The organism is Polycladomyces abyssicola, from assembly GCF_018326425.1.
Lineage (GTDB): Bacteria > Bacillota > Bacilli > Thermoactinomycetales > JIR-001 > Polycladomyces > Polycladomyces abyssicola.
In genome coordinates this window covers 346,049-357,500 of sequence record NZ_AP024601.1, presented here as the reverse complement: position 1 = coordinate 357,500, position 11,452 = coordinate 346,049, and the positions used below count along the sequence as shown (strand labels likewise).

Below are 11,452 nucleotides of genomic sequence, written 5' to 3'. Positions count from 1 at the left end.
TCCTGAGCCAGGATCAAACTCTCCTAAAAATATCACTCAAGAAGAACTGACGAGTCCTTCCTCCACTCTTCAGTTTTCAAGGAACGCCACTCGATTGCTTCTCGCAATCTCGTTTTTCATCCTCCCGCGCTCTCGCGCGGCGACAAGATCAATCTTATCACTTTCACCCGATCTTGTCAACGCTTTTTTTCGAGGTTTTTTTGTTTGCCTTCCGGACATCCTGTCCGTATCGGCGACAGCAATTAATATATCACGGTCGACATGTTTCGTCAACACTTTTTTTCAAAAGAATTACCGCGGCCGGCCTGGCGGGAATTTCATACGTATTCTACGTTCCATTCCCATTCTCAATCCCCTTTTCCCCCACCGCCTTCCTTTTGTGAATCACCCATTCCGCACCGATCTGATCCAGTGATTGTCCCAAAGCCTTTTGCACCGCTTTTCTTGTGCGTGCATTGCAGATCGCCAGTTTATCCGAACTGTCCTGGTCGATCACGGGAAACATCGCCAAGACGGCAAAGAGCCGCTGCAATTTCTTTTCTCCGTAACGCTCAACCAAAAACTGAAAAAAATCACGGGATTGGGCATAGAACTGGGTAGCTTCCACATCCGACAACCGTTCCAGATTGCGCTGTTCCAAATCACGGACCGTCCACATTGGTGTCACCGAAACCGTAGGATCTTCATGCTCCTTCAATCCGGGCAGCAAATGGGACTGATAATATCCGGCTGCTCCCTCCTGCAACCAATATGCCGCATTGTCTCCTGTCAATTCACTGATCATGTGATGCGTCATCTCGTGCACAATCCCCATGGCAAACGAGGGTTCCCAATCGTCCACATTCGACAGACCGACGAACTTGATCGCCTGTCCCGCTTCATGCCAACCGGCTGCCCACATTGGGAGTGACAATTTGACCGATTGCCTGAATACTTCCGGATGGTGGTACAATTTCACCTCCACATCGCGTCCGGGTGTCCACCCATATTTGGAACGAAACTGTATCAGTGACCGCTTCACTGTTCCCAATGCCACTGTAGCTTGATCGTGCAGACGTTGGTCGGTGTAACGCACGATCACACCTGTTCCCGTCATATGCCGAAACGGGTAATCTGAATCCCGCCATCCTTGATCTGTTCGCTGAAACAAGAGAGGGAATTTCACTGCATATCGGGTACCTTTTCTTCGATAAGACTGTTCCACCCAGGCCAATACTTGATACGGACGGTACGGAATGACCGAAAGCACATCCAGTCGGTATGAACCACGATCGACATAACGGATAGCGTCTTGGAACCAACGTTTTTGTTCTTGCATGTAGACCGGACGATCCGGGTGAAGTACACGTTGAAAAGAAACCCAATCCCGTCGGTTGACCGCCTGTGCTTTCTCATGTACCAGTTGAACGATCTGTTGGGCAACCGGGGGACAAGGTGCAGCTGACACCGTCCCTTGACACAGCAACCACCCTGCCAACCATCCTGTAGCGATCAACCTACATCTCCGCATGGTCAACCATCGTTTCACCCATCATCCACCCTCTCCGGTTTCTTCATCTTATAATGTGAAGCAAATGAACGGACATCATACGAGAAGAAAAGAGATGCAACAAAAAACGGAGCCCAAATGGGCTCCATCCAGGTTGTTGACAAAGTTTACGGGCTCCGATTTCCCGTCTCCGCTCCATAGCGACAGCTAGAGTCGCTCGGCGGGAAATTCGAGCCCGTCTCTCTAACAGAGGGTGGGCGTTTTCCCACGAGCGATCTCTGAGCTTGGCGAAACAGGAGCGAGAGGGAAAACGGCTCATCCGAGATAACGATAGTACACCACTTTGTAAGCAGTCGCGACGAACACGTATGGCTCCGTTGTTATACCGTCACTCCCACTCAATTGTCGCCGGGGGTTTGGAGGTGATATCGTAGACGACACGGTTGACACCGTCCACTTCATTGACGATCCGATTGGCGATGCGTTCCAACACGTCGTACGGAATCCGTGCCCAGTCCGCCGTCATCCCGTCAACAGAGGTGACGGCCCGGATGCCGACCGTGTACGCATAAGTACGGGCATCCCCCATGACACCTACACTGCGGAAATCAGGAAGGGTGGTGAAGTACTGCCAAATCTCCCGATCCAGACCGGCACGCTGGATTTCCTCGCGCAATATGGCGTCCGACTCCCGCACGATCGTCAGCTTCTCCTCCGTCACTTCACCGATCACACGAATGCCCAACCCCGGACCCGGGAAGGGTTGCCGCCACACGATCTCTTTGGGCAGTCCCAGCTCTTCACCCACTTTCCGCACTTCATCCTTGAACAGGGTGTTCAGAGGCTCGATCAACTCCATCCGCATGTCCTCCGGCAGACCGCCCACGTTGTGGTGGGATTTGATCGTTTGCGCCGTGGCCGTACCGGACTCGATGATATCGGTATACAGCGTACCCTGCCCGAGGAAATGATGTTCCCCCAGCTTGTCGGATTCTTCCTCAAACACACGGATGAATTCGTTGCCGATGATTTTCCGTTTTTGTTCGGGATCGGTTACCCCTTTCAGCTTTTGCAGGAACCGCTCCCGTGCGTCCACTTTGACCACATTCATATGGAAATGGTCGGCGAACGTGCGCATCACGCTCTCCGCTTCCCCTTTGCGCAACAATCCGTGATCCACAAACACACAGGTGAGCTGTTCTCCCACCGCCTTGTGAATCAAAACGGCCGCGACGGAAGAATCTACACCGCCGCTCAGTGCACACAACACCTTTTTGTCCCCTACACGCTCGCGGATTTCCCGGACCGTGTCGTCAATAAAGGTCTCCATGCTCCAGTTTCCTTCGCAGCCGCAAACATCATACAGGAAATGACGGATCATTTCGTCGCCGTTGACGGTATGACGCACTTCCGGATGAAATTGGACGGCGTAGATGCGCCGATTGGGATCGCTCATCGCAGCCACGGGTGCCGATTCGGTCCGACAATCCACTTGGAAGCCGGACGGCGGTTCCACCACCACATCGCTGTGGCTCATCCACACCAATTGTCGACGGTCCATGTCGCGGAACAAAGGAGAATCGGATACCACTTCGGCTTCCGCTTTTCCGTATTCACGCTTGTGGGCCCGTTCCACCCGGGCACCGAAATGGGCCGAGATCAACTGCATTCCGTAGCAGATCCCCAAAATGGGTACACCCAACTCGAAAATGGCCGGGTCACACTTGGGCGCCCCTTCAGCATAGACGCTCGCCGGACCGCCGGAAAACACGATGCCTTTCGGTTGCATCTCCCTCAGCTGATCCGCCTTGATATCAAACGGAAGCAATTCGCTGAACACACCCAGATCGCGAATCCGACGGGCGATCAGCTGGTTGTATTGTCCGCCAAAATCCAGTACCACCACACGTTCCATCGGCTTGTCCATCCCCGCATACTCCTTCCACAGGCAAGATTCCATACAAAAAGACCGGGTCTGTACCGCTCGACCTGGCGATACGGGACTCGGTCGACCGATCGCTTATGAGGAAACCGACATCAGTCGTTAGCAAGATATCATGATGATAACTTTATGCTGTCCTTATATGGGATCATCATACCAATCGCCCATAATACGGTCAAGGGCGCAACCGTGACAGGGATTTTTTCCCGGGATACGTCACCCTAGATCCGATTCCGCCGCTCCTTGCGGCGACGGTAGGAAATCAAGGCCCAATAGACCAGCACGTATCCAACTACTGCCACCACCGCTCCCACGATGGCGCTGCCCACGAAGAATGCCAGTCCTTTCTCCTTCCACGTGTGCCAGGTAGTCAAATCATGCCAATGGGGTGAACCAACGGCTTGTTTGCCCCCGCCGATCAATCGGTTACCCAACGTATAATTGATATACAAGAAAATGGGCAAAATCACTTTGCCCATCAGGTACCCGATCAGTGCTGCGGGCAGACTGCCCCGGAACAATAAGTTGAGCGGGTACAACAGGAAAAAGGCGATTCCCAAGGTGGGCAACGTGATAAATTCCAAAAAGACGCCAAGGGCGAACCCTTTGGCCACAATCGACGGTGCGCCCTTGGTACGGAGAAGTTTGAGGTATTCGAGACGGATGCGCCGAAAAGCGTTTCTGATCATACGACCGCTCCCATTGATTTTTCTTCTCTTACATTATAACGGACAACCACGGGCTGTCGTGCAGGGAGAAGTTGGTGACACAAAATATTCCCCGTATCCGCCAAAAATGAATCTCACATGCTAGGTTTGTGACTGACCAGAAACGCCCTAATCAGCTCTCCTTTTCCGCTATCTTGACCATACACATCCCTTTCGGTCAACTCGATCTCTGATTTTTCCCTGAGCGCCATCGCCACAACGGTATGGCGAGAAACACGACTCCGAAGGCGAAGGTAGCAATCCCCCACCACCAATCGATGTTCCAACCGTTCAATGTCTTCGTTTGCGGATGAAACAACAACCCGTACACCATCAGCAAGACCCCGTAGATCACAAACAACACTCCCGTCAAAAAACGAAGATCCAGCCAAATGGAAGATCGCTTCATTTCTGATCCCTCCTCACCAGAAGTACCAATTGAGTCCCACCAGCAACAACGCGGCCACCACCGCCATCCAACCCGGGTGCAGATACCATTTCCATCCCCGATACGACGGCAAGGAAGTGGTCCCGTAAACCAGCCCTTTCAGCTCCTCATCCGTTTTGGGCTTGGTGAACAGCGAGACGATCACTGTCACCACCACCGTGATCACCCATGCCCACCAAGCGCGCCAAAAGTTACCCTCTTGCGGACTGGTGAAAAAGTTTTCCGGTATGGCAACCATGAGCAATATCGCTCCCGCTGTACCAGCAACCAACCCCCAGAAACCTCCCCACGGCGTGGCCCGCTTCCAAAACATCCCCAACAGGAACGTGGCAAACAGCGGCGCGTTAAAGATGGAGAACAACAACTGCATATAATCCATCACACTGGGGAAACCGGCGGCGAGATAGGCAGCGCCGATACTGATCAGGACCCCGACCACGACCGCCCAACGGCCCATTTTGACATAATGCTCGTCACTGGCGTCCTTTTTGATGTACGCTTGGTAGATGTCATACGTCCACACTGTCGTGAAAGCGGTCACATTTCCTGCCATACCGCTCATGAAACTGGCCAACATCGCCGTCAAGCCGAGCCCCAGCATACCCGGCGGGTAATACCGTTCCATCAGCAACGGTAACGCCAAATTATAACTGGGTCCTCCGGGCTTTCCGAGATCGTGGAATAACACCGCCGCGATTAAACCGGGGATGATTACCAGAAAAGGGACGATCATTTTCCACAGTGACGCGTAGATCGGCGTCAATTGAGCCGAACGCAAATCTCGTGCGGCAAATGCACGTTGCACCACCAGGAAATCGGTCGTCCAATAACCGAACGACAACACAAAACCCAAGCCCAGTACGACACCCAACCAATGGATCCCCATCGCATTATGTTCAGGATGGTCCAAACCCGCCCACAGATGGCCGAAGGATTCCGGCAAGCGCTGGATCATGGCCTCCCAGCCGCCCAGTTCATGGAGACCGAGGACGGGAATCAGCAATAACCCGAGCCAAATCAGGAAAAACTGAACGACCTCATTGTAAATGGAAGAGGTTAACCCCCCAGTCCCACATAAATCAACACAACCAATGCCGATACAAGTATGCTGATGTTCATGGACCAGCCCACCAAAACCTGAAAAATCAATGCCATCGAATACAGGCTGATCCCGGAGACCAATACCGTCATGACGGCGAAGGAAACAGCATTCAAACCACGGGTCGCCTCATTGAAACGGTATTTCAGATATTCCGGAACCTACCGCACACGGGACACATAATAAAACGGCATCATGTACAAACCCAAAAACAACATCGCCGGTACGGCTCCGATCCAGTAAAAGTGCGTTGTCATCCAACCGTATTCCGCACCGTTGGCCGCCATCCCCAATACTTCCAACGCTCCCAGATTGGCTGACAGAAATGCCAAACTGGTGATCCAGCTCGGAATCGAGCGTCCGGACAGAAAAAAGTCCTCTCCCGTTTTCGCTTTGCTTTTCAACAACCATCCGATCCCAATTACGAATACGAAATAGATCAAGACAAACACGTAATCAATCCAACCGGCATTCAGCAATACATCCTGATTCAATTATTGCCACCTCCGTCTGGTTTCTTGATACCGCTTTCAAGGCATTGTGTTTGATACCTTCCGTTAATTAATAATTTTAATTATCTATCAACGAGATTGCAAGCAATTATATGACTATTTGGAAATAAAGGCAGATTCCGTCCATATATTAAACTAAGCCAAGCCCAATACCACTTCCTACACGGAGGTCGATTTCATTGCGTATTTTGCTCTGTTGCTCGGGTGGGATGTCCACCAGCTTGTTGGCGGAACGGATGGAACAGGCCGCTAGGGACCAGGGGCTGACTGTCGACATCCAATCGGTTGGCGTTCATGAGTTTGCAGCAGTGGTGCGGAAATTCGACGTGGTCCTGTTAGGGCCGCAAATCCGGCACAGATGGGCCCATCTCAAGTCCATCGCCGACGCCAACGGCGTTCCGATCGCGCTTCTCGACCCGGTCGCCTACGGCATGATTGACGGACAGCAAGCCCTCAAACAAGCGTTGGCCTGCTTGTCCACATCCTGAGGAGGGAAATGGATGAACCGCTTAATCCAATGGTTGGAGCGGACCCTTCTGCCCATCGCCGGTAAAATCGCGGAACAACGCCATCTCCAAGCGATTCGTGATGGTTTGATCGCGGTCATGCCCTTTGTAATCATCGGCTCCTTCTTCCTGATTCTCGCATTTCCCCCAATCATGGCACTGGATCGATGGGTGAACCCGTATCGACCGTCTCTGCTCATGCCGGTTCAAGCAGGCATTCACATGATGGCCCTGATCGCCACACTGGCGATCGGATATCGTCTGGCCGAACGATACAAATTGGATGCCCTGGCGGGGGCCACCATCAGTTTGATCGCATTTTTATTGGCGACCCCGTTGCAGAACGAACAGTTGCCGGTGCTGTATCTCGGCTCCAAAGGGTTGTTCGTCGGTATCGTACTGGCCGTTTTTTCAGTGGAAATCCTCCGCTGGTTCGTCCGCCGCGATTGGGTCATTCGTATGCCTGCCAGTGTCCCTCCGGCTGTGGCCCGTTCGTTTGCGGCGTTACTTCCGGGGTTGCTGGTGATGATCCTGGTATGGGGTGTCCGTCTGCTGTTGGAACACACATGGGGCATCTCCATCCATCAAGTGGTGCAACAAGTGTTGAGCGATCCCCTGCACTACCTGGGCGGTACGTTCAGCGGTGCACTGATCTCCGCTCTGTTGATGGGGTTGCTCTGGTCGATCGGCATTCACGGTGATGCCGTCGTCGGCAGTGTGATGGCACCCATTTTCCTCAGTCTTACCTTACAAAATCAAGATGCAAAGTTGGCGGACACAGCCATACCTAATACGGTGTGTAACCAATTTTTTGATTTGTTCTTGAACATCGGCGGAACGGGGTCCACTTTGTCACTCACCTTACTGCTCCTGTTTTTTGCCCGGTCCCGCCAGTTGAAAAGTTTGGGGCGCATCGCCATTGCGCCAGGGCTGTTCAATATCAACGAACCCATCATCTTCGGCCTGCCCATCGTGATGAACCCGCTGTTGATCATTCCCTTCATACTGGTTCCCATCGCGACTACCACCCTCACCTATACGACGATGGAGTTGGGATGGGTACCGCGTCCCTATGCACTGGTGCCCTGGACAACACCGATCGGATTCGGCGGCTGGTTGGCGACAGGAAGTTGGAAGGGAGCGATACTTCAGCTGGTCAACATGACAGTGGCCGGACTGATTTATTATCCGTTTTTCCGTTTGTGGGATCGCAAAAAATGGGCGGAAGAAAAAAACGAGAGAAACCATGATGCCAATCCATCATGACTGAAGAGAAACAGCAGTCATTGGCAGGCAGAAACGGAAGAATTGCGCCTCCCTCATCAACAACAAAACGGATCTGATTCAGCCAGCAGCGCAGGGGATTGGATCATGAACAATGGATCCCCCAGAGTACCCCTGCCGCTCAACGAGATTTCAGACCCGTTCATCTCCCCGGTTTTATTCACCCATCCGGGGTCATTTTGTTTTCCCGCTCTCCCGTTTCTCCCATCCTTCTGTCAAAAAATAGCCACTCACCACACCACACAAGATGAAAAAAGAGACATCCACCCGAGCGAGAAAGGGAAACACCTTCATCACTTTGTCGCTCCATAACGGATAGTACAGCAACAAGGGAGAAACTGTGAAAAAAAGTGCAGGGATCACCAATACGAATTTTTCCCCGTTCCATTTCCACACACCAGGTTGACCCACACGCTGAAGCAAAAGCGGAATCCCCATCAACACCCCTGTCCATAAGGAAAAAACGATCACCGGAATCCAATACGGGTAAAACGGACCAAAAACGGACAACATTTCTTCTTGTTTGTCATCAACGTATTCCATCCACCGATCCAGATACAAAAAGAAAAAAAATCCATACAACACCCACCAAAGACGCCGTAGCAACCACATCCCTCCTTCAAACCGAATGATGGACCGGGTGGTTCGCTATAAACGTATTCATTTCGGTTCATTTTCATTGCCCGAAAAAATCCTATTGATTCTTTCATTACGGTCAATATAATGGGAGATTGGTATGCTGATCGTTTTTGAATGGGGGTGATGAAGATGACGTGGGACGTGTTCAATATCATGGGTATCGCAGCATTCGCTATCAGTGGCGCCATTGTGGCAATGGAAGAGAAATACGATATCTTGGGCGCACTCGTCCTCGGATTCGTCACCGCCTTCGGCGGGGGGATTATCCGCAACCTGCTGATCGGCCTTCCCGTCCATATGTTGTGGAAACAGGAAGCTCTGATCACAACGGCCCTGATCGCCATTGTGTTGGCCTATGTGTCACCGGACCGTTGGATCAATAACTATAAAAAGTGGATTGATTTCTTTGATGCCGTCGGTTTGTCCGCTTTTTCGATCCAAGGCGCTTTTTATGCCGTGCAGGCTCACCACCCGCTCGTCGCGGTCGTCTCGGCCGCTGTGCTGACCGGGATCGGCGGCGGCATTATCCGCGACGTACTGGCCGGCCGCAAACCGCTCGTGTTTCGCGGCGAGATTTACGCCATCTGGGCGATGGTGATCGGCCTGCTGATCGGATTGAAAGTGGTACAGCAAGGTTGGGAACTGTATGCCCTGTTCGTCGCCATCGTTGTGTTGCGCACCATGTCGTTTTATTTTGGCTGGCAGCTGCCATTGCGGGGGCTGGCCGAAGAAAAGAAACCATCCGCCAATATACCGGCAGAAAGTTGAACAGGCAACCCGTGTAAATGGGTTGCCTGTTTTTATATTCGTTAAAATCACCTGCAATGCTCGGCTGGCTTAGTATGTCTCTCACCCAGGAAAGCATTTGCTCCCTCACGGATTTACCAGACCCCGAGGCAGAAAAGTTCGACCCGGCATATCCTCACACCGACACTTTTTCGCCCATAAACTGATGTGAAAGGAGGTATTGGATTTGCCCAGAATTTACGTCTCTCTGTCAAAAAGACGTCTGTATCTATATGAGGGAAATTTGCTGATCAGAAGCTATCCGATCGGAATTGGTAAAATCCTCACGCGAACCCCTATCGGCAATTACGTGATCATCAACAAGGTTCCGTATCCGTACAGTCGACCGGGCGGCCCTCTCAGTCCCTACGGCACACTGTGGATGGGGCTGTCCCGACCTGGATACGGTATCCACGGCACCAATCGTCCATCCTCCATTGGCAAGATGGTATCCAGAGGTTGTATCCGCATGTTCAACCAACACGTAGAAGATCTTGGTCGAAGAGTCGGTATCGGTACATCGGTGATGATCCGTCCCTGACGTTCCATTATTCAAGCAATCGTTTTCTCCCTTGATCCAAAACGGGGTAAACCCAGGAGCTCTACTTGCAACCTGGGTTATTTGACATCAGCGATTAGCGTCTCTTTTTCTTCCCGCCTCTTTACGGTGCGTTTTTCGCTGCTACAACAGCTTGATACGCATCCACATATCCGGCACCCACCTGATACTTCTGATATCCGCTCATCGGTCGGGCCGTCTGTACCAACAGATTCTTCACCTGATCGGGTGTCAAACGCGGATTCGCCTCCAGCATCAACGCCACGACGCCAGAGATATGCGGCGTGGCCATGCTGGTGCCGCTCGCCGTGGTGTAGTACGGCAAATACTGGGGTGGGATGTACTGCACGTCTTTCTGCGTACCCAACAAATTTAACACCAATCCGGTGGTGGATTTGGTGGATACGATATCCACACCCGGGGCGGTGATGGTCGGATGGAGCAACGGATCCCCCGGTACGCCGCGCGAAGAGAAATCGGCCAGCTTGCCGTCTTTTGTCCCGGCTGCCACCCCGATCACCCATGGTGCCACCGAATAGGGGTTCAGCGTGTTATTGTCCGGTCCTTCATTCCCCGCCGCAAATACGACGACCATACCGGCATCGTGCGCTTTTTTGCTGGCCACGTTGATGGGGTCGTTTGGATCATAGTCCCCGGTCGTACCCCAGCTGTTGCTGATCACCCGGATGTGATACGTATCCCTTTTCTCCAATACGTAGTCAAACGCTTCCAAAGCCCATATGATGGAGATGGCTTCTCCCGTGCCGATCCCGACCAGCTTCGCTCCTGGGGCCACCCCTTTGTACGTCCCGTCGCCTGCGGTGCCATTGCCCGCGATGATCCCGGAAACGTGCGTCCCGTGACCGCTGGTGGTATCGGTGTTCTCCACATTTTCGAGATAAACCGTCTCCCCGCCGAACAGCGAATTCCCCAACAGCATCTTCACATTTTGAATGGTTGTCTCTCCGAATTTCAGATCGGGATGTGTTGCATCAATACCTGAATCGATGACCGCCACACCAACGCCTTTTCCGGTGTAACCCAGCTCATTCCATACACGATCCGCCCCGATGAATGGTACGCTGTCCTTTAACAGGTACCGAAGGGGCTTGTCGTAGTAGATAGAACGGATCTCTCCATGTTGGAACAACTGTTGCAGTTGTACGTAAGGGCCTTCCACCGCTACCATCGGTAAATGCCGGAATGTCCGCGTCTTCAGACCCAACGCCTGAAGCAGCGACACATCGGCTGCCGTCGGTTGATCATAATAGGTAACGACAGCACGCACCCGTGACAAATCCGTTAACTTGCCCAATTGACTCACGTTTTGTAAAATCGGATCCACTTTTGGTAAAGAAGCCGCTTGAGTCCCTCCGGCAGGCATCATCCAGGTCGTCAACAGCAAAAAAACCAAAGCCACAACCACCATCCGGCGCCGCATCGCCCCACCACCTTTGGAGATTTTGTTTTAGATGGGAGTT

10 protein-coding genes, 1 rRNA gene and 1 pseudogene (1 of these 12 only partly in view) are annotated in these 11,452 nt (G+C 52.4%); 4 read left to right on the top strand and 8 right to left on the bottom strand.

Features of this window, described 5'->3' with window-relative positions:
• The 6 genes and pseudogenes from KI215_RS01870 to KI215_RS01845 form a co-directional block, all read right to left on the bottom strand.
• Positions 1-29 (bottom strand): 16S ribosomal RNA (locus KI215_RS01870); it reaches 1,535 nt to the left of the window's first position.
• A gap of 299 nt (positions 30-328) precedes the next feature.
• Entirely contained in the window at positions 329-1,528 is a 1,200-nt protein-coding gene (locus KI215_RS01865; protein WP_212773922.1) for a peptidase MA family metallohydrolase, read from the bottom strand.
• A gap of 349 nt (positions 1,529-1,877) precedes the next feature.
• Entirely contained in the window at positions 1,878-3,416 is a 1,539-nt protein-coding gene (gene guaA / locus KI215_RS01860; protein WP_212773921.1) for a glutamine-hydrolyzing GMP synthase, read from the bottom strand.
• Between the two features lie 236 nt (positions 3,417-3,652).
• A complete protein-coding gene (locus tag KI215_RS01855; protein WP_212773920.1) occupies positions 3,653-4,120 on the bottom strand; it encodes a DUF2062 domain-containing protein in 468 nt (155 codons plus the stop codon).
• Positions 4,121-4,316: 196 nt separating this feature from the next.
• Positions 4,317-4,547 carry a hypothetical protein gene (locus tag KI215_RS01850; RefSeq protein WP_212773919.1) on the bottom strand — a complete coding sequence of 77 codons (231 nt, stop codon included), beginning with the start codon at positions 4,545-4,547 and terminating at the stop codon, positions 4,317-4,319.
• Between the two features lie 13 nt (positions 4,548-4,560).
• Positions 4,561-6,137: pseudogene (locus tag KI215_RS01845) on the bottom strand (sodium:solute symporter family protein).
• 239 nt (positions 6,138-6,376) lie between these two features.
• On the opposite strand from KI215_RS01845, the gene KI215_RS01840 reads away from it, so the two are divergent.
• Positions 6,377-6,685 carry a PTS sugar transporter subunit IIB gene (locus KI215_RS01840; RefSeq protein WP_212773918.1) on the top strand — a complete coding sequence of 103 codons (309 nt, stop codon included), beginning with the start codon at positions 6,377-6,379 and terminating at the stop codon, positions 6,683-6,685.
• Between the two features lie 12 nt (positions 6,686-6,697).
• Positions 6,698-7,969, top strand: coding sequence for a PTS cellobiose transporter subunit IIC (gene celB, locus KI215_RS01835; protein WP_212773917.1), 1,272 nt, complete (start codon positions 6,698-6,700; stop codon positions 7,967-7,969).
• A 192-nt stretch (positions 7,970-8,161) separates the two neighbouring features.
• Here celB and KI215_RS01830 read toward each other — a convergent pair whose 3' ends face one another.
• Positions 8,162-8,593 (bottom strand): hypothetical protein, encoded by a 432-nt coding sequence (locus tag KI215_RS01830; RefSeq protein WP_212773916.1) that lies wholly within the window; start codon positions 8,591-8,593, stop codon positions 8,162-8,164.
• Between the two features lie 162 nt (positions 8,594-8,755).
• Here KI215_RS01830 and KI215_RS01825 point away from each other — a divergent pair, with 162 nt between their 5' ends.
• A complete protein-coding gene (locus KI215_RS01825) occupies positions 8,756-9,394 on the top strand; it encodes a trimeric intracellular cation channel family protein (protein WP_212773915.1) in 639 nt (212 codons plus the stop codon).
• A gap of 205 nt (positions 9,395-9,599) precedes the next feature.
• Positions 9,600-9,953: a L,D-transpeptidase gene (locus KI215_RS01820; protein ID WP_212773914.1), complete on the top strand. Its 354-nt coding sequence runs from the start codon at positions 9,600-9,602 to the stop codon at positions 9,951-9,953.
• Positions 9,954-10,074: 121 nt separating this feature from the next.
• Here KI215_RS01820 and KI215_RS01815 read toward each other — a convergent pair whose 3' ends face one another.
• Complete coding sequence (locus tag KI215_RS01815) at positions 10,075-11,412, bottom strand: S8 family serine peptidase (protein ID WP_212773913.1); 1,338 nt, start codon at positions 11,410-11,412, stop codon at positions 10,075-10,077.
• Between the last annotated feature and the right edge of the window lie 40 nt (positions 11,413-11,452).

Bases quoted from the DNA above. Each gene is read 5' to 3' on its own strand.
- guaA (WP_212773921.1), bottom strand. From the start codon at position 3,416: ATGGACAAGCCGATGGAACGTGTGGTGGTACTGGATTTTGGCGGACAA.
- KI215_RS01855 (WP_212773920.1), bottom strand. From the start codon at position 4,120: ATGATCAGAAACGCTTTTCGGCGCATCCGTCTCGAATACCTCAAACTT.
- KI215_RS01850 (WP_212773919.1), bottom strand. From the start codon at position 4,547: ATGAAGCGATCTTCCATTTGGCTGGATCTTCGTTTTTTGACGGGAGTG.
- celB (WP_212773917.1), top strand. From the start codon at position 6,698: ATGAACCGCTTAATCCAATGGTTGGAGCGGACCCTTCTGCCCATCGCC.
- KI215_RS01825 (WP_212773915.1), top strand. From the start codon at position 8,756: ATGACGTGGGACGTGTTCAATATCATGGGTATCGCAGCATTCGCTATC.
- KI215_RS01815 (WP_212773913.1), bottom strand. From the start codon at position 11,412: ATGCGGCGCCGGATGGTGGTTGTGGCTTTGGTTTTTTTGCTGTTGACG.